This is a genomic window from Acinetobacter sp. YH01011, from assembly GCF_013420785.1.
Taxonomy (GTDB): Bacteria; Pseudomonadota; Gammaproteobacteria; order Pseudomonadales; family Moraxellaceae; genus Acinetobacter; species Acinetobacter towneri.
In genome coordinates this window covers 1-17,025 of the sequence record NZ_VOYG01000003.1, presented here as the reverse complement: position 1 = coordinate 17,025, position 17,025 = coordinate 1, and the positions used below count along the sequence as shown (strand labels likewise).

General features: G+C 41.2%; 20 protein-coding genes and 1 rRNA gene. 14 read left to right on the top strand and 7 right to left on the bottom strand.

All coding sequences use genetic code 11. The features are described from left to right. Positions 1-71 precede the first annotated feature (71 nt). Positions 72-719: a hemolysin III family protein gene (locus FTT78_RS02700; RefSeq protein ID WP_004972459.1), complete on the top strand. Its 648-nt coding sequence runs from the start codon at positions 72-74 to the stop codon at positions 717-719. A gap of 185 nt (positions 720-904) precedes the next feature. After that, entirely contained in the window at positions 905-2,218 is a 1,314-nt protein-coding gene (locus FTT78_RS02695) for an MFS transporter (RefSeq protein ID WP_131260737.1), read from the top strand. Positions 2,219-2,284: 66 nt separating this feature from the next. Here the strand turns inward: FTT78_RS02695 and FTT78_RS02690 are convergent, their stop codons facing one another. Further along, positions 2,285-3,295: a metallophosphoesterase gene (locus FTT78_RS02690; RefSeq protein WP_131260738.1), complete on the bottom strand. Its 1,011-nt coding sequence runs from the start codon at positions 3,293-3,295 to the stop codon at positions 2,285-2,287. Positions 3,296-3,471: 176 nt separating this feature from the next. On the opposite strand from FTT78_RS02690, the gene FTT78_RS02685 reads away from it, so the two are divergent. Then, on the top strand, positions 3,472-5,082 hold the full coding sequence (locus FTT78_RS02685) for a phospholipase D family protein (protein ID WP_257221695.1): 1,611 nt from the start codon (positions 3,472-3,474) through the stop codon (positions 5,080-5,082). 97 nt (positions 5,083-5,179) lie between these two features. On the opposite strand, the gene FTT78_RS02680 is transcribed toward FTT78_RS02685, so the two are convergent. Beyond that, positions 5,180-5,998 (bottom strand): 1-acyl-sn-glycerol-3-phosphate acyltransferase, encoded by an 819-nt coding sequence (locus FTT78_RS02680; RefSeq protein ID WP_096901584.1) that lies wholly within the window; start codon positions 5,996-5,998, stop codon positions 5,180-5,182. Between the two features lie 292 nt (positions 5,999-6,290). Between FTT78_RS02680 and hflX the strand changes: the two genes are divergently transcribed. From hflX to FTT78_RS02650, 6 genes are all read left to right on the top strand, one after another. After that, on the top strand, positions 6,291-7,631 hold the full coding sequence (gene hflX, locus FTT78_RS02675; RefSeq protein WP_167845795.1) for a ribosome rescue GTPase HflX: 1,341 nt from the start codon (positions 6,291-6,293) through the stop codon (positions 7,629-7,631). 35 nt (positions 7,632-7,666) lie between these two features. Next, positions 7,667-8,038 carry a hypothetical protein gene (locus FTT78_RS02670; protein ID WP_004972466.1) on the top strand — a complete coding sequence of 124 codons (372 nt, stop codon included), beginning with the start codon at positions 7,667-7,669 and terminating at the stop codon, positions 8,036-8,038. Between the two features lie 9 nt (positions 8,039-8,047). Further along, a complete protein-coding gene (locus FTT78_RS02665; protein ID WP_004972468.1) occupies positions 8,048-8,722 on the top strand; it encodes an LrgB family protein in 675 nt (224 codons plus the stop codon). Between the two features lie 86 nt (positions 8,723-8,808). Then, positions 8,809-9,255 (top strand): DUF2147 domain-containing protein, encoded by a 447-nt coding sequence (locus tag FTT78_RS02660; RefSeq protein ID WP_104853073.1) that lies wholly within the window; start codon positions 8,809-8,811, stop codon positions 9,253-9,255. A 201-nt stretch (positions 9,256-9,456) separates the two neighbouring features. Continuing rightward, the gene (locus FTT78_RS02655) at positions 9,457-9,903 is read left to right on the top strand and encodes a DUF2147 domain-containing protein (protein WP_004972472.1); all 447 of its coding nucleotides are present in this window, start codon (positions 9,457-9,459) and stop codon (positions 9,901-9,903) included. A gap of 104 nt (positions 9,904-10,007) precedes the next feature. Further along, positions 10,008-10,460 (top strand): DUF2147 domain-containing protein, encoded by a 453-nt coding sequence (locus FTT78_RS02650; RefSeq protein ID WP_004972473.1) that lies wholly within the window; start codon positions 10,008-10,010, stop codon positions 10,458-10,460. Positions 10,461-10,543: 83 nt separating this feature from the next. Here FTT78_RS02650 and FTT78_RS02645 read toward each other — a convergent pair whose 3' ends face one another. The 4 genes from FTT78_RS02645 to FTT78_RS02630 all read right to left on the bottom strand — a co-directional run bounded on the left by FTT78_RS02645 (position 10,544) and on the right by FTT78_RS02630 (position 13,665). Beyond that, a complete protein-coding gene (locus FTT78_RS02645; RefSeq protein ID WP_096901578.1) occupies positions 10,544-11,392 on the bottom strand; it encodes a symmetrical bis(5'-nucleosyl)-tetraphosphatase in 849 nt (282 codons plus the stop codon). Beyond that, the gene (gene rsmA, locus FTT78_RS02640; RefSeq protein ID WP_004972477.1) at positions 11,392-12,204 is read right to left on the bottom strand and encodes a 16S rRNA (adenine(1518)-N(6)/adenine(1519)-N(6))-dimethyltransferase RsmA; all 813 of its coding nucleotides are present in this window, start codon (positions 12,202-12,204) and stop codon (positions 11,392-11,394) included. The genes FTT78_RS02645 and rsmA overlap by 1 nt, the downstream gene beginning before the upstream one ends. Before the next feature lie 19 nt (positions 12,205-12,223). Further along, positions 12,224-13,192 carry a 4-hydroxythreonine-4-phosphate dehydrogenase PdxA gene (gene pdxA / locus FTT78_RS02635; protein ID WP_096901579.1) on the bottom strand — a complete coding sequence of 323 codons (969 nt, stop codon included), beginning with the start codon at positions 13,190-13,192 and terminating at the stop codon, positions 12,224-12,226. A 62-nt stretch (positions 13,193-13,254) separates the two neighbouring features. Continuing rightward, positions 13,255-13,665: a hypothetical protein gene (locus FTT78_RS02630; protein WP_180043545.1), complete on the bottom strand. Its 411-nt coding sequence runs from the start codon at positions 13,663-13,665 to the stop codon at positions 13,255-13,257. 265 nt (positions 13,666-13,930) lie between these two features. On the opposite strand from FTT78_RS02630, the gene rplM reads away from it, so the two are divergent. From rplM to FTT78_RS02605, 5 genes are all read left to right on the top strand, one after another. Continuing rightward, positions 13,931-14,359, top strand: a complete 429-nt coding sequence (rplM, locus tag FTT78_RS02625) for a 50S ribosomal protein L13 (RefSeq protein WP_004909012.1) — start codon at positions 13,931-13,933, stop codon at positions 14,357-14,359. Positions 14,360-14,371: 12 nt separating this feature from the next. Beyond that, positions 14,372-14,758, top strand: coding sequence for a 30S ribosomal protein S9 (gene rpsI, locus FTT78_RS02620; protein ID WP_004972483.1), 387 nt, complete (start codon positions 14,372-14,374; stop codon positions 14,756-14,758). A 249-nt stretch (positions 14,759-15,007) separates the two neighbouring features. After that, positions 15,008-15,661, top strand: coding sequence for a glutathione S-transferase N-terminal domain-containing protein (locus FTT78_RS02615; protein WP_136144145.1), 654 nt, complete (start codon positions 15,008-15,010; stop codon positions 15,659-15,661). A 10-nt stretch (positions 15,662-15,671) separates the two neighbouring features. Next, positions 15,672-16,100: a ClpXP protease specificity-enhancing factor gene (locus FTT78_RS02610; protein WP_180043543.1), complete on the top strand. Its 429-nt coding sequence runs from the start codon at positions 15,672-15,674 to the stop codon at positions 16,098-16,100. A gap of 16 nt (positions 16,101-16,116) precedes the next feature. Next, the gene (locus FTT78_RS02605; RefSeq protein ID WP_004972488.1) at positions 16,117-16,767 is read left to right on the top strand and encodes a hypothetical protein; all 651 of its coding nucleotides are present in this window, start codon (positions 16,117-16,119) and stop codon (positions 16,765-16,767) included. Positions 16,768-16,906: 139 nt separating this feature from the next. On the opposite strand, the gene rrf is transcribed toward FTT78_RS02605, so the two are convergent. Further along, positions 16,907-17,021: ribosomal RNA gene (gene rrf, locus FTT78_RS02600) — 5S ribosomal RNA — on the bottom strand. Between the last annotated feature and the right edge of the window lie 4 nt (positions 17,022-17,025).

The window sequence follows — 17,025 nt, the reverse complement described above, 5'->3', positions numbered from 1 at the left end:
TGTTATTACCCTAAAAGCAAAATTGAATTACGATACAGTTGTATAATTAAAGAAATTAAAGCAGATTCGCCATGAAATTAAATGCCCCTTTAGTGCCTGATTATGACCTGCAAGAAGAACGGATTAACTATCTGAGCCATGGTGTTGGTGCGGCTTTGGCATTTATTGCAGGTATTCTTTTAATCATTAAAGGTGCGTATTTAAGTACGGGACAATGGCTAGGTTTGTGGGCCTATGCAATAAGCATGGTACTGCTTTTTTCTGCTTCAATGCTGTATCACATGGCAACCGCAGCAGACCGTCGTTATTTTTATAAAAAGTTAGATCACACCGCAATTTATTATTTAATTGCAGGGACTTATACCCCATTTTTATCCATCGCGATTCCTACTCAAAAAGCACAATATTTGTTAATTGCCCTGTGGATTATTGCCCTGATTGGCACCCTATTTAAACTGGTATTTATCAACCGTTTTCATAAAATTTCTTTAATTGCCTACTTGGTGATGGGTTGGTTAGCCGTTCTGGTCATGGACGATATGCAAGCCTATTTAAGCAGCCAAGCCCTGACCTTTTTGCTAATTGGCGGCATTGCCTACACCGTGGGTGCATTGTTTTATGCCTTAAAACGCGTAAGATATACCCACGCAATTTGGCATGTATTTGTCTTAATTGGTGCAGGCGCACACTTTCTGGCAATTTATCTGTATGTGATTTAACGCTGAATATCGCTCATGTCTTACAGATAAAACGATCAGATTTGAATGGTGTTCATGGATGCAGTTTTGTAACCGACTTCTTGTTCAAAAAAGTATAACTACAAGAAGTATCTACTATTTTTCTGCCAGTGCGGTCTGTGCCAAATTGCACTTTCATTTAAAATTCACTTTACATAAGGTCCTGTATGGCATCTTCATCTACTGCTGCCGCTGAACAGCCGACTCAAAATTCTAAATTTCGAGTACTGACTGCAAGCTTGGTCGGTACCACCATCGAGTTTTTTGACTTTTATATCTACGCCACTGCGGCAGTCATTATTTTCCCGTATCTGTTCTTTCCGATCAGTACTGACCCAATGACGGCAACCATTCAATCTCTCGCCACCTTTGCAATTGCCTTTATCGCCCGTCCAATTGGCGCAGCTTTATTTGGACATTTAGGAGATCGGATTGGACGCAAAGCCACTTTGGTCGCGGCATTATTGACCATGGGAATTTCTACAGTCTGTATTGGTTTACTGCCGACGTATGCACAAATTGGGATTATCGCGCCATTACTGTTGGCGTTGTGTCGCTTAGGGCAAGGTTTAGGCTTGGGCGGTGAATGGTCGGGAGCAGTACTGTTAGCCACAGAAAATGCCCCTGAAGGTAAACGTGCTTGGTATGGCATGTTCCCACAATTGGGCGCTCCGATTGGTTTTATTCTTGCCACAGGTTCATTCCTTATTTTAGGTGCGCTGATGTCTGAGCAAGACTTTATGACATGGGGCTGGCGCATCCCGTTTATTTCGAGTGCCTTATTGGTGATTGTCGGTTTATGGATTCGCTTAAAACTGCATGAAACGCCTGCCTTCCAAAAAGTGTTGAATAAACAAAAAGAAGTCAATGTGCCATTTATTCAGGTCTTTAAAAAACACGCTAAAATGTTAGTGCTCGGTACAATCGCTGCAATTTGTACCTTTGTGGTGTTTTATCTGACTACGGTATTTGCCTTGCAATGGGGCACCAAACAACTGGGTTATTCACGTGAAGAATTCTTAAAACTTCAACTACTAGCCACATTGTGTTTTGCTGCTTTTATTCCCCTCTCAGCCGTTTTAGCCGAAAAATTTGGACGTAAAACCACCTCTATCGCAGTGTGCATCATCTCTGCAATTTTTGGCTTATTTTTTGCCGATATGCTTGCTTCAGGCAGCACGTGGATTGTATTTATTTTCCTGTGTATTGGCTTGGCAATTATGGGACTTACTTACGGGCCCATTGGTACAGTATTGTCTGAAATTTTCCCAACATCTGTACGCTATACAGGCTCCGCACTCACCTTTAACTTGGCGGGTATTTTTGGCGCATCGTTTGCCCCACTCATTGCCACCAAACTTGCCACCACTTATGGCTTGGCTGCAGTTGGTTATTATTTAAGTGCAGCATCCATCTTGTCTTTAATCGCATTTTTAATGATTCGAGAAACCAAGCATGATGATGTAAACAATCAAATTTAAGCGCAAAAATTGCATCAAAAAACCAGCCTCGGCTGGTTTTTTTCATGTAGGCGATGGTGACGGTGCTTACAATAATTCAATAATATCAATCGTGGGCGGCACACCAAAACGAAAAGGAACACCGACCATTCCTGTCCCTACAGTCACAAATACATCGGCATGATCATGGCGATATAACCCCTTTTTATGCCCTAAAATAGATACTTTTTTCATCACATAATCGGTCAGCCACGGCAGTTCAACCTGCCCACCATGGGTATGTCCTGCCAACATCAACGGACGTGTCGGCAATTTTGGCACCATATCCACTGTATCGGGGTTATGTGATAACAACACCCACGGCTTATCCTGAGGTAAATCGGGCATATAGCGCATGTCGGTTTTACCTGCCCATAAATCGCCAATACCGAGCAAACGAAACTCATCAAACTCGACAATTCTACCTTCAATATCAATCACGTTATTTTGTTCTAAAGCCGTTTTTAACAGCTCTTGAATGGGCGGGCCAGGATACTGCTCATCATGATTACCATTTACCGAATATACAGGCGCACAAATTTCTTTTAATACCGCCAATTCTTCGACCAATTTATTTTCAGGCTCATAAGTCCAGTCGCCTGCTACAACGACAATATCGGGGTTTTGCAAATTGAGTTTTTTCACAATTTGCTTCAATTGACGCTCATGCCCAGAAAACAAGCCAATATGTAAATCTGCAATTAAAGCAATTTTGACAGGCTTTAATAAACGGCGATCTGCATGAATTTGATATTTGGTAGTTTTGACTTGAATCAAATGCGGTTCAATAAAACGCGCATAGCTCAACACAGCACTGACTAAAAATACAAAAATCGCTTCGTGGATGGAGTAATAGCCCTGAATACCCGCATAGACACTAAAAAAAACCAAAGGCGGCAACAGGTAAGACAAATAAAATACCAACAAATGCACAAAGGCCTTAAACGGGTGAATGGTTTCTGTATTGGCCTGACTGCGCCATGCTTGCGAAACTGCCCACAGCGCCAAAATTGCCATACCCATATAGAAATACAACACGACTGAATCGTTATCCCACATATTTATTCTCTATTACTTCATACTTCTGCTATTCAATGCTGCGCTAAACCCAGATGTCGCATTTAACCCACACACGTCATATATCTGTATTGTCATATTTATCTTTTCATAGCTGACAATTATACTCAAACCCTATTTTTAACTTATTTGCTCCTCGTGCTAAAAAGGAATTTAATTTGGCAAACCGCAGCTCATCCGCTCCATTTCAAAATATTCGGCACAACGTCTTGTGGCTGAGTTGCGCCTTCGTTTTGACACTCTCAGGCTGTAGCACGCTGCCCAAACAGATTGAACATCCGATCCGGATGGCGTTTGAAACCCCAACCGATCAAACCAGTTTGGCCAAAATTGTACTGCCGCTACGCGAAAAATATCCGCAGCTTACGGGTTATCATGTCCTGTATGATCCGCTCGAAGCCCTAGCAGCACGTATCTATCTGATTAATAAAGCAGAAAAATCTTTAGATTTACAATATTATATTTGGGATAACGATAAAATTGGCGCGCTTGCACTACACGCCATTATTCGTGCGGCAGATCGTGGGGTGAAAGTCCGCTTATTGGTCGATGATAACAATGCCAAAAAAATGGAAGGCATTTATCTCGCGCTCGATCAACACGTCAACATCGACATCAAACTGTATAATCCATATCGCTTTCGACATTATCGTGCCATGGACATGATTTTGGATTTGAAGCGTATTAACCGTCGTATGCACAACAAAAGCTTTATTGCCGATAACCAAATTTCTCTGATTGGTGGGCGCAATATGAGCAATCAATACTATAACGTCAGCGACAATTATCAATTTTCTGATGTCGATGTGATGTTAGTCGGCTCGGCTTCGGATGAAATTATTCACTCTTTTGATGAATACTGGAATGATGACTATGCTTATTCAGTCAAGCAATTGGTCAATCCACAACATTACACCTTGCGTTATGAAAGCTTAAAACAGCAATTAGAACAGCACGATCAAGAAGCCACCGTACAAAATTATTTAGATTTGGTGACTCGTTCTAAAGCGATTGAACAGTGGATGACGCGTAGTATTAAGTTCGATTGGGTCAGTGCTGAAGTGGTCAAAGATGCGCCGAGTAAAATTAAAGACCGCGCCTCAAAAGAAGAACATCTCAACTTTCAATTGCTGACGCATTTAGAGAAGCCAAGCAGTAGTGTCGATATTATTTCTGCGTATTTTGTCCCTGAACAATCGGGGGCAGAAAAACTAAAAGACTTGGCGGATGATGGCGTTCAGGTACGCGTACTGACCAACTCCTTTAAAGCCAACGATGTTCCTGTGGTGCATGCTTTTTACGCCAAATATCGAGAAGATTTATTGGCAAATAACGTGCAGCTGTATGAGTTTTTGGCGCGACCTGAAATGGAAAACCTAAACACACATACGCACGAAATTTCCAAAAAAGCCAAAGTCAGTATGAAAGGTTTAAGCCGTTCTAGTTTACATGCCAAACTCATGGCATTGGATGAAAAACAGGTATTTATTGGTTCGTTTAATTTTGACCCACGCTCGGCATATTTAAATACTGAAATTGGAGTAATTTTAAATAGTCCACCATTGGCTCGCGCAGTTCACCAGACCATGGATGTCAATTTATCCAAATATGCTTATAAACTGGTTTTAGATGCGCAACAAAACATTCAATGGCAGATGAAAAATCCACAAGGCGAAACTCAAATTCTAAAAAAAGAACCAGGGATGAAATGGTATCAACGTGCGGCAATGAAAATTACCTCATGGCTGCCAATTGAAGGCTTTATGTAGCAACATAATATTGAAGCTGTTGGATGATGACCATTATTCTTAAAAAAATGTGATGTGCTTAGGCTATCTTTAACATGAAGATGCGCCTAAGCATGTTTTATGATGTCAGCACTTGTGGTTTTAATACCTGACGATGCAACTCAGCCAAACCTTCTGTCATGCGTTCCTGTACCACAGCAGTTAAAGATTCAATATCGTGCCCTTCTACCACAATTGCAGGTAACGCCATTAAATGCGCTGTCACTTTCGGCATTTCCAAAACATCTTTCACATGATCAACAAAGGTCATGTCATTAATAAACGGCGCAACAGTATCTAACTCACCTTGCTGATTCACATAACAAATCAGACAAATTTGCACAGGTCGTTTGGCTTCAATTGCTGCCCCTAAAATACGACCATGCACTTTTTTAATTTTGCTTCCATCTGACGTGGTCGCTTCAGGAAAAAATAATACAGGAATATCTTGTTTTAAAAATTGCGTGATTTGTTCACGAATTTTGACTGAATCGCCAGAGCCACGCTTAATAAATAGCGTCCCCCCACCTTTGGCTAACTTACCCAATAACGGCCATTTTTCAATTTCAGCTTTGGCCAGAAAAAATACCCGCGCACTAGAACCCAATACCGCTACATCTAACCACGAAATATGATTACTGACCCATAGCGCAGGGTCATGCGGAATTTCACCATGAATTTGCACTTCAATATTAAAAACTTTGCACAATTGACGGCAAAAATATTGCACATAGCGCGTATTGTTCGGGTTGTTGGTGTCTTTATACAATTGATGACGATAGACCAAATAAAACCCTTCACCAATCGCGCCAGCCGTTGCCAGAACTTTTTTGCTATACAAAGCAAGCTTTGCAAAACCATGAATTGGAGATGTGTGAGTTTCAACAGCTGGGTTCATAGGGTCATCACTAATTGTTAAACGCAAAACAACGTATAAAGGTCTATATTTTGCTCATTCTATACTGTTCAATCTGAACTTGCATTGATAATAAAAACCGAAACCTGCATGCAAACATGCGACTTTTGGCAAAATCTAAATAGATAAATTCTATATTGGGGTCATCCTTATAATTGAGTTTACATACGTTGATATAGCATCAAATCAGGGCGCAGGAAAAATCCAATCATCTATTTCCCTGCACAAACATTTTTTCTACTAGAATATAGCTTTAGCATGGAGATTGCGCTGAGTGGAAAATTTTGTGCCACCTCAAGATGGCGAGCGTGTTGTACTGGTCAGTGTCGCTGTCCAAATTTTAGAAGACCTAGATGCCGAAGAATTTCAGCTCTTGGCTGAATCTGCGGGTGCAGAAGTTTTACAACACGTCCACACTCAACGTAGTAAACCCGATGCCAAACTCTTTATTGGCTCAGGCAAAGCCGAAGAAATTGCCGCATTGGTCAAAGAACACGACGCCAATTTGGTCATTTTTGATCATGCACTCAGTCCTGCACAGGCACGTAATTTAGAAAAAGTGATGCAATGCCGTGTGGTTGACCGTACCGAACTCATTTTAGATATTTTTGCTCAACGCGCCCGCACTTACGAAGGTAAATTACAGGTCGAATTGGCACAATTACAACATTTATCTTCACGTTTGGTGCGTAGTCGCAGCAACTTAGACAGTCAAAAAGGCGGTATCGGCTTACGTGGTCCTGGGGAAACCTTGCTTGAAACTGACCGACGCTTATTGCGTATTCGCATGGGACAACTAAAAACCAAACTCGATAAAGTCCGTCAAACCCGTGCACAAGGTCGTGTGGCTCGGCAAAAAGCCGCCATTCCTACCGTTTCATTGGTCGGTTATACCAACGCAGGCAAATCGACCTTATTTAATATTTTGGCGCAAAGTGATGTCTATGCTGCTGACCAACTGTTTGCTACGCTTGACCCTACTTTACGGCGTTTAGAATGGGATGGCATCGGACGTCTGGTATTGGCCGACACCGTTGGCTTTGTAAGAAACCTATCTCACTCTTTGGTGGAATCTTTTAAAGCAACTTTGGAAGAAACCTTAGAAGCCAGTTTATTGCTGCATGTGATTGATTCAAGCAGCCCCGATGTGTTGGAACAAATTGAAGCAGTCGAAGGTGTGCTAAAAGAAATTGGCGCAGATGTACCTATTTTGCGGGTTTACAATAAAATTGATGTCTCAGGCGAAACAGCCAAAATTATCTATGAAAAACCGCATCAACCTGACCGTGTCTATGTATCGGCACATTCAGGGCAAGGTTTAGACTTGTTAAAACAAGCCGTACATGAATGTTTGATGGGGCAAATTCAAAAGTTTGATCTTAAATTACAACCTGCTTATGGCAAACTGCGCAATCAACTGTATGCGCTCAATGTCATTCAGGCAGAACAGTACGATGATGAAGGTCAATTACATCTACAAGTCAGCATGGCACCACATAAACTGGAACAACTGATTAAACAGGCACATTTACCGATAGACGAAATTTTAGGTGCACAGGCAGAACAATTTAAACGTCCGCTTGAAGCATTTGAAATTGACGATCAGATCGGTTAAAACGTGATAAGTAAAATTTTAATGAAAGATCAAAAATGAGCAGGATAAAACATATCGATTGGCCAGCATGGATCGGCACACTCCTTTTGATTATTGTGTTTCGTGAAGCCTCTGTATGGATCATGACCCAATTTAATCACCCAGAATTAGGCAATTTAGTCGGTTTGCTCAGCCTACTGGCGGTATTATTTACATGGCGCAAACTCAGTAAAATTCCTGCTCGTCTGGTCGATACCAACAACAAAATCATGAAAGAAAGTGCCTTTGCCTTTTTACCCATCAGCGCGGGTTCATTAATTATGCTCACGCACATGGGCAAACAAATTCCAATCTTCTTAATTGTGTTGTTTATCAGTACGCTGATCCCGCTTTGGCTGTATGCCAAAATGGCAAAACGCTGGCTTTAGGAGATTAAAATGCTGTCAATTCTATATGGTTTTTTAATCACTCTCGTTGCATATTTACTGGCAAAACCTTGCAACCAAAAAGTCCCGCAAATCCCTGTGATTGTCTTTGGCATGTGTTTTGTGTTGCTACTGTTGTATTTTTTCGGGATTCCATACGAAACTTACGTCGCACAAACCAACCCTTTGTTTAATCAATTATTGGGCTATGTGACAGTTGCACTCGCCATTCCTCTAGCAGCCATGCGTTATGACGATTTACCCCTCAAAGCGATTTTAGGTATTTTGTTCTTTGCCAGTCTTAGTGCTGTGGCGCTGCCGATGGGGCTTGCTTATGCGCTACATATGTCCAGTGCCGATATTATGGCATTTGCCACCCGTGCAGTGACCACGCCGATTGCGATTAATATCGCAACCTTATTAGAAGCACCGATTCAATTGGCAGTATTAATTGTGATTTTATCAGGTGTCGTGGGTGCTGCTTTTTCACCACTTATTTTAAGGCATATCAATGATGAACGTGCTTCAGGTTTGGCACTTGGCTTAGCTGCACATGCCATTGGTACTGCTCAAGCATGGCAACGTGGCAGTGTTGCAGGACGTTATGCTGCCTTTGGCATGGCAGTCAATGCAGTCTTTACCGCAGTTTGGCTGCCAACATTTATACTGTATTTACAAAGAATGTGACTGAGCAATCACTTTTAAAGATTGTGACCATTTCACTTTCTTTTTATTATGAAATATCCAGTTTGCGAAATGAAGGAACATTGAACATGGTCAAGATGAAACTCACCGTTGCCTTAATCTGCTCAGCCTTAGGTAGTTTTGCGCTGGCTCAAGATATTACAGGAACTTGGAAAAACATTGACGATAAAACGGGTTCATCTAAAGCCATTTTAGAAATTCGTCAGGAAAGCAATGGTAGCTATACCGCTAAAATCGTTAAAGTGACGCCACGCCCAGGTTACACACCAAGAGAAACCTGTGTCAACTGCCCTGCGCCTTATACCAACCAACCGATTTTAGGTATGGATGTACTCACTGGCTTAAAATATACAGGTAATTCCAATTTCACAGGCGGGAAAATTATTGACCCTTTAAGCGGCAATATTTACAGCACCAAAGCCAAATTGAGCAATAATGGTAAGCGTTTGACCATGCGCGGTTATGTCGGTGTATCGGCTTTAGGTCGCAGCCAAACTTGGATTAAAAGTGATTAATTTATAAGTTATTCCATCAACTTAATTAATTCACTTTTCACTTAAAATGCCACACGTTCGTGGCATTTTTCACATCTTTTCCAGCATTTTCCCTGCAAGTTTAAGATTAAAAATTTCCTCAAATCTATTGACTCTTACCACAACTCGCTTTATATCTTGAATTAACCTCTGTAATAACTTTCGACAATCAAAGGAACTGATATGAAGAAAAATGTATTGATGGGTGTATTTGCAAGCTTAATCTTCAGTGGTTCAGCATTTGCTGCAGACCTAACAGGTATCTGGCAAAGTATTGATGACAAAACAGGTTCACCCAAAGCCCTGATTGAAATTACCCAAGCTGAAAATGGCAGCTTTACTGGTAAAATTATCAAAGTCACACCAAGACCGGGCTATACCCCAAAAACTATGTGTGTGAATTGCCCTGCACCTTATACCAACAAACCTTTGGTCGGTTTGGAAATTATTAGTGGCTTAAAGCATGTGGAAAATAACAACTATGCCGATGGGCGTATTTTAGATCCACTTACAGGCAAAATGTATAGCCTGAAAGGTCGTTTAGCATCTAATAATAAACGTCTCACTTTACGTGGTTACGTCGGAATTTCAGCCATTGGTCGGACACAAACGTGGATTCGCCAACAATAAGCGAGTAATTGTGTCTCATCGGTCATTTTTTCTGGATACTCGGGACTTTGTGTCCGTTAATTCACAGATTAGACTAGCCGCAAAGACCGAGTAAGGGAAATAAAATGATTCAGAAATTGGCTTTAGGAATAGCCGTCATCTTCGGCAGTCTAAGCACTTTGGCGATGGCACAAGATTTAGCAGGAACTTGGCAACAAATTGATGATAAAACAGGCTCACCCAAAGCTGTCATCGAAATTCGTAAAGAAGCCAATCAAACCTATACGGGTAAAATTGTGAAAGTAACCCCGCGTCCGGGTTATACCCCACGTGAACTTTGTAATAAATGCCCTGCGCCTTATACCGACCAACCTATTTTAGGGATGGATATTTTAAAAGGCTTACAACAAGTCAAAAACAGCAACAATTACGAAAAAGGACGCGTAATTGATCCATTGGCAGGTCGTATTTACGATGCAAAAATTCGCCTCAACTCAACAGGTAAACGTTTAACTTTACGTGCTTATATGGGTGTATCTACACTAGGTCGCAGTCAAACTTGGATTCGAATTCAATAAAATTCAAGATAAAAAATAGCCACCTCAATAGGTGGCTATTTTCATTTCATCATCACATTTTTAAATTTTAAAGATGAATGTTATTACCATTCTGCCAGCGGATTATCCACTGCAAACAATTGCTGATCTTCCAAACGATAAGCCACAAGCTGATTGCCCCACACACAACCGCCATCCACATTTTGAATATTGTCGGCTACCGTTTGTCCCTGCAATGCTGCCCAATGACCAAATACGATTTGATGTGTTTGCGCAGCTAAAGATGGATATTCAAACCACGGTTTAAAACCTTCTGGCATCGGATCATCTAAGGCATCTTTAAAGCTGAATTCCAAACCACCCTGTGCATTGGCTAAACGCATACGGGTCAAATAGTTGGTAATACAACGTAAACGCGCATGCCCCTCTAAATCATCCGACCAAACTGCAGGTTCTGCCCCATACATTTCCTTTAAGAATGCATCCACTACCTCAAAGTCCTCATGCCCAATCACCGCCTCAACTTCTTTTGCCAAAGCTGCGGTTTGTTCCGCATTCCAAATATGTGGAATACCTGCATGAGTTAAAATGGTGTTTTCATTAGGAAAAAGACACAATGGTTGTTTACGCAACCAATCAATCAAATCATCACTGTCAATTGCATCAATCACATCACGAGTGTTGTCTTGTGCTTTGATTTTCTTTAAGCCACGTGCGCCTGCCAACAAGGTTAAATCGTGATTGCCTAACACCGTTGCTGCAACGCCACGATCTACCAGTTTTTTAATAAAACGCAAAGCACCTACCGAGTTTTCACCCCGCGCGACTAAATCGCCTGCAAACCAAATAAAATCTTGATCGGGATCGAACTGTATTTCTTTTAATAACAGTTTTAAGGCTTCAAAGCAGCCCTGCACATCACCAATGACATAGTTGTATCGAATTGCTGCCATTAATTCACCATCTGATCTGCCAATGCGACAAATGCACTCAAACTTAAAGTTTCAGGACGTGCCATTGGGTCTACCCCTGCACGTTCAAACGCATCTTCAGCCAACATGCCTTTTAAGCTATTGCGCAATGTTTTACGACGTTGGGTAAATACATGCGCCACCAAACGTGCCAATGCTTTTTCATCTTTGGCAATAATCGGTTTAGTCACATAAGGCTCTAAACGGAATACTGCAGAAGTCACTTTAGGCGGTGGATTAAATGCGCCAGGCGGTACTTCAAACAAGAACGTTGGCTTACAGTAATACTGCATCATCACCGATAAACGCCCATATTCTTTGGTATTCGGTTCAGCCGTGATACGATCTACCACTTCTTTTTGCAGCATAAAGTGCATGTCTTTAACTTTGTCACCAAACTCTAAGAGATGAAACAAAAGCGGCGTCGAAATGTTATACGGCAAGTTTCCAACCACACGTAGCGGGCGCCCTTCCTGAAATAACTCGGTAAAGTCATATTTCAGCGCATCACTTTCTACAATAGTTAAACGCTCAGGATGTGGCACACGTCCCGGTAAGCCTGCGGCCAAATCACGGTCTAATTCCACTACAGTCAAAGCATCACACTCACCAATTAAAGGTGAGGTCAATGCCGCTAAACCCGGTCCAATCTCGACAATATTATCGCCTGGACGTGGGTTCACTGAGCGGACAATTTTGGCAATCACGCGTTGATCATGCAAAAAGTTTTGACCAAAGCGTTTACGAGCCTGATGCCCTTCATCTTTTGGGTTTAGGGCATTAATTTGATACATAAAGATTTCCAAGCTGAAATTATGAACGTGCTAAATCCAGCGCTAAATCGACAGCAACATGCAAGCTAGAACTTTTCGCAAGTCCCGTACCTGCGAGGGAGAGCGCTGTGCCGTGATCGACTGAAGTGCGAATAAACGGTAAGCCTAAAGTAATATTGATTGCTTCACCAAAGCCCTGAGATTTTAACACAGGTAAACCCTGATCGTGATACATCGCTAAAACTGCATCGGCATCTTTTAAATTTTCTGGGGTAAATAAAGTATCTGCAGGTAAACTTAAACTGAGATTTTCACCGCGATTACGGTAATTTTGCAGCACAGGATTAATCACCTCAATTTCTTCCATGCCTAAATACCCATCTTCGCCCGCATGTGGGTTCAAACCACAGACCAATACTTTAGGATGTTCAATTTTAAACTTGCTTTTTAAATCGTGCAGCAAAATATCAATTACTTGTTCTAAACGTGTTTTGGTAATGGCATCTGCCACGGCACGTAAAGGTAAATGCGTGGTCGCCAAGGCAACGCGTAAGGTTTTGGTGGCTAACATCATCACCACACGCGCAACACCTGCAAACTCCTGATAATATTCAGTGTGCCCACTAAAAGAAATACCAGCTTCATTAATAATAGATTTTTGCACGGGTGCTGTCGCCACGCCCACACTCTTACCTGTCATTGCATAAGAAGCTGAGCGACGTAATTGCTCCAAAACGTAAGTTGCATTTTGTGCATTTAAATGCCCCAACTCAACATCTACAGCCAAAGGCACATGCTCAACATATAACTGCCCAAGCGCTGCAGGCTGTTGCTGACCTGAATATTCAATCAATTCGACTTGTTGCTTTAGAATTTCGGTGCGTTGTTGTAATAATTGATGATCTGCCAATACCACAATTGGACGCTCATCTTGTCGAGCTGCCAGACTTAGACAAATATCAGGTCCAATACCTGCAGGTTCACCACTGGTGACATATAAAGGGCGCATGCAGCTTCATCCACTATAGCTAGGTGTAGCTGAATTATAGCGCCATCCTGAGCAAAATTGTTTTATCTCCAATCTAATCTAAATCGGCTATCTAAGATGCCCATCTGATGCGCCCATTCCGAAATGCCAATCACGACCATACATAACAACAAACCTATAAATAGTATTTTGGGCGCTTGTTGAGTGACTGCTCGATAGTTTTGATCAGATAGACTCAACATGATGAAGCCACCGATGCCATATAGCATAAAAGGGAGCAAGGTGATGTGCATAAATACAGAATAGATTAAGATAAAATCAAATACATCAGTACCATAAGCTGCACCTACCAACAAAAATGCCAGTTCATACAGAGCAATTAATGTGATGAAAAAACCTGCTATAAATTTTAGCAGTTTATTTGGTTGCGGCTTTAATGCTTCTGTCGTTAATGCTTTTGTCGTTGTAGCGATGCGTTCTAAATCATCAGACATAGTGATCCGTCCTCATCATTATTATTAGCTGCGACCATACAGAAAAAGCTAAAACAGCACTAGATAAAGAAGATCAATACCTGATTTTTACTGTCGTGAAATGGTCGCTAGAGGTGATTTTGCTTTTATAACCAAACTTGATAAAATATAGCGCTTAAAATGTGACTTTTCCATTGTAGTTCTACCCATTCTCAGGTAGAATTCGGACTCCTTTTTGTTTGGACAGCTTCCATAGTCCAAACCAACTATAATAGGTAGTGGTTTAATGAAAACTCTCAGCGCTAAGCCAGCTGAAGTTCAACACGACTGGTACGTTGTTGATGCTTCTGGCAAAACTCTAGGTCGCCTTGCGACAGAAATCGCTCGTCGTTTACGCGGTAAGCACAAAACTTCTTATACTCCTCACGTTGACACTGGCGACTACATCGTTGTCATCAATGCTGAGCAAGTTCAAGTGACTGGTAACAAATCACTTGACAAGAAATACTATCGCCACACTGGTTTCCCTGGTGGTATCCGTGAAACTAATTTCGAGAAATTAGTTGCTCACAAACCAGAAGAAATCTTCCAACGCGCTGTAAAAGGCATGTTGCCAAAAGGTCCTCTTGGTTATGCTATGATCAAGAAAATGAAAGTGTACGCTGGTGCTGAGCATCCTCACACAGCTCAACAGCCACAAGTTTTGGACATCTAAGGGATACAGCACATGGCTACTAACTATGGTACAGGTCGCCGTAAGACCGCAACTGCACGTGTTTTCTTATCAGCTGGTACAGGTAAACTCGTAATTAACAACCGTACTCTTGAGCAATATTTCGGTCGTGAAACTGCTCGTATGATCGTACGTCAACCATTAGAGCTTCTTGAAGCTACTGAAAAATATGACCTTTACATCACTGTTGCCGGTGGTGGTATTGGTGGTCAAGCTGGTGCAATCCGTCACGGTATTACTCGTGCATTGATCGCATCTGACGACACTTTAAAACCTGCTCTTCGTCAAGCTGGTTTCGTTACTCGTGATGCTCGTGAAGTTGAACGTAAGAAACTTGGTTTACGTAAAGCTCGTAAACGTCCACAATTCTCTAAACGTTAATTCGTTTACCGAATCGGACACAAAAAAAGCCTTGGATTTTCCAAGGCTTTTTTTATGCAAATCAACGAGCTGAGCATTTTAAGCCAGATAAACAATTCGGATTCACATACACCAAAAATCAAAATTCAATACAGTCCAAAAATTGAAAACCAATCAACAAATATCTCATACACTTTTATCAGCTTTGCTGGGTGATTTTAGTGGCTAAGTTTAGTATCCTATTCTATTCATTTGGTTTTATTTCGGATTATGTCAGTCGAGAACGCACCCTTACAAGGCATTACCCTCTACAGTCATGCGGACGACTTTCGCTCACATTGGATTCGTTACGTTCTGGCCGAAAAACAAATCAAATATCAACTGATTTTGGTCGATTATGAAGATGAAGATCTTGCAAGCCTGAATCCGTATAATCAACTTCCAATGCTGCTAGAAAACGATTTAAAACTCTTTAATACTGCGATTATTTCCGAATATCTGGATGATCGTTATCGACAAAATAAACTCTATGCAGATGCACCTATGCCACGTGCAGAACAAAGACAATATATTTGGCGCTTTGAACAAGACTGGTTCAAACTTGCCGATCAGATGCTACGTCATCCTGATAGCTTAGAGTACACAACACAGCGCGCTGCACAAAAAAAATTACGTGATACACTCATTTCACTGACACCATTATTTCAGCATTATCCTTATTTCATGTCAGAAAATTTCAGTATTTTAGATTGCATGCTGGCACCCTTATTTATACGGCTAAAAGCCATGGGCATAGAATTACCCCAACAACACTGTCGTCCAATTTTCCTGTATTGTCAGCGGATTTTTTCACGCCCTGCCTTCACTCAAGCAATGACTTTGCAAGAAAAAAATCGCTATCAAGAATTTTTAATTCATACTTAAAGAGCATATTATGTCTGAATCTGAAATCAATTTAAGTCCAACCCGTCCTTATTTAGCCCGTGCAATTTATGAATGGATTTGTGATAACCAACTCACACCACATTTATTGGTCGATGCTACACAGCCGAATACGCTTGTTCCTGAACAATTTATTCAGGATGGTCAGATTGTCCTAAATATCGTTCCACATGCAGTGCATGCCTTACACATGAGCAATGATGCAATCACCTTCTCTGCACGTTTTGGGGGCGTATCACGCGACTTATATGTACCTATGAATGCCGTCTTAGGTATCTATGCAAGAGAGAATGGACAAGGCTTATTCTTTGATCCAAGTGAGTATGCACATATCCAAAATGATCAAGATGCTTTAGAATCAAAGACTGAAGAAAAAACCGAACAAACTAAGAAAAAACCAAGCCTTAGATTATTAGATTAAAACAATGGAGTAGTGAATGGCTTTTGATTTAGTACAATATTTTGCAGCGCAGATTAAACTTCAAAAGCCCTCGCTTTTGAAACAATATAATGCTGTTGATCGCGACCAATATATTCAAGAAATCAATGCGCTGAGCTTAGGCAAACTGGTCAGTCTGTGGCGAGAAGACAACCAAAAACTTTATCAAGAAATTGATCATCAAGATGAATTATATATTCAGGAAATTGCACGTCGACTCACCACATCTCCACACAATCAGTCACCTCTCTCCAAAACTGAGCTTGAACAGAATATTAGTGAAGTCTTAGCCTTACAACTCACAGAGCTCAAGCAATTGGATCAAACTGGTAATTTTGGCAATAAAGGTCTAGGTGAATTATTGCTAGGTCAAATTGAACATTTATCTGGTCAAGCGGATGATTGGGTTTGGTCAACAAACGATCTAATAGAGTTAAAAGGTTCTAAACCAATTCCTCAAGAAGAGCTATCATTAGAGGCATCAATGAAGGAGTTTAATCAAATGGTACAACAACATACCCACGATGATCATCAAAATATTGAGCCTGTAGAAGCAATTGTACCCACTTGGTCTAAAGTACTAGAACCTATCGTTGCGATTGCGATTTTAGCAATTCTATGGTGTTCCGTTACTCAATTATTCGCTTAAATCAATCTTCTATCTAAGCCGTAATAAAACCATCATCATCTGATGGTTTTATTTTGCCTTCACTTTTTATAGTTTTTAATATTTTCTTTTCTACATAAAAAAACACCCTCAACGCTAGTTGAGGGTGTTTAGAATAATGAGCTGGCGATGACTTACTCTCACATGGGTAACCCCACACTACCATCAGCGCGAAGAGGTTTCACTTCTGAGTTCGGGAAGGGATCAGGTGGTTCACTCTTGCTATGGTCGCCAGCACAA

What these genes read in the sequence shown, in the direction of transcription:
- FTT78_RS02630 (WP_180043545.1), bottom strand. Translation starts at nt 13,665, where the DNA reads ATGTCTGATGATTTAGAACGCATCGCTACAACGACAAAAGCATTAACG.
- rsmA (WP_004972477.1), bottom strand. Translation starts at nt 12,204, where the DNA reads ATGTATCAAATTAATGCCCTAAACCCAAAAGATGAAGGGCATCAGGCT.
- FTT78_RS02660 (WP_104853073.1), top strand. Translation starts at nt 8,809, where the DNA reads ATGGTCAAGATGAAACTCACCGTTGCCTTAATCTGCTCAGCCTTAGGT.
- FTT78_RS02650 (WP_004972473.1), top strand. Translation starts at nt 10,008, where the DNA reads ATGATTCAGAAATTGGCTTTAGGAATAGCCGTCATCTTCGGCAGTCTA.
- pdxA (WP_096901579.1), bottom strand. Translation starts at nt 13,192, where the DNA reads ATGCGCCCTTTATATGTCACCAGTGGTGAACCTGCAGGTATTGGACCT.
- FTT78_RS02700 (WP_004972459.1), top strand. Translation starts at nt 72, where the DNA reads ATGAAATTAAATGCCCCTTTAGTGCCTGATTATGACCTGCAAGAAGAA.
- FTT78_RS02680 (WP_096901584.1), bottom strand. Translation starts at nt 5,998, where the DNA reads ATGAACCCAGCTGTTGAAACTCACACATCTCCAATTCATGGTTTTGCA.
- FTT78_RS02615 (WP_136144145.1), top strand. Translation starts at nt 15,008, where the DNA reads ATGTCAGTCGAGAACGCACCCTTACAAGGCATTACCCTCTACAGTCAT.
- FTT78_RS02670 (WP_004972466.1), top strand. Translation starts at nt 7,667, where the DNA reads ATGAGCAGGATAAAACATATCGATTGGCCAGCATGGATCGGCACACTC.
- FTT78_RS02645 (WP_096901578.1), bottom strand. Translation starts at nt 11,392, where the DNA reads ATGGCAGCAATTCGATACAACTATGTCATTGGTGATGTGCAGGGCTGC.
- FTT78_RS02610 (WP_180043543.1), top strand. Translation starts at nt 15,672, where the DNA reads ATGTCTGAATCTGAAATCAATTTAAGTCCAACCCGTCCTTATTTAGCC.
- rpsI (WP_004972483.1), top strand. Translation starts at nt 14,372, where the DNA reads ATGGCTACTAACTATGGTACAGGTCGCCGTAAGACCGCAACTGCACGT.
- FTT78_RS02690 (WP_131260738.1), bottom strand. Translation starts at nt 3,295, where the DNA reads ATGTGGGATAACGATTCAGTCGTGTTGTATTTCTATATGGGTATGGCA.
- rplM (WP_004909012.1), top strand. Translation starts at nt 13,931, where the DNA reads ATGAAAACTCTCAGCGCTAAGCCAGCTGAAGTTCAACACGACTGGTAC.
- FTT78_RS02695 (WP_131260737.1), top strand. Translation starts at nt 905, where the DNA reads ATGGCATCTTCATCTACTGCTGCCGCTGAACAGCCGACTCAAAATTCT.
- FTT78_RS02605 (WP_004972488.1), top strand. Translation starts at nt 16,117, where the DNA reads ATGGCTTTTGATTTAGTACAATATTTTGCAGCGCAGATTAAACTTCAA.
- FTT78_RS02665 (WP_004972468.1), top strand. Translation starts at nt 8,048, where the DNA reads ATGCTGTCAATTCTATATGGTTTTTTAATCACTCTCGTTGCATATTTA.
- FTT78_RS02655 (WP_004972472.1), top strand. Translation starts at nt 9,457, where the DNA reads ATGAAGAAAAATGTATTGATGGGTGTATTTGCAAGCTTAATCTTCAGT.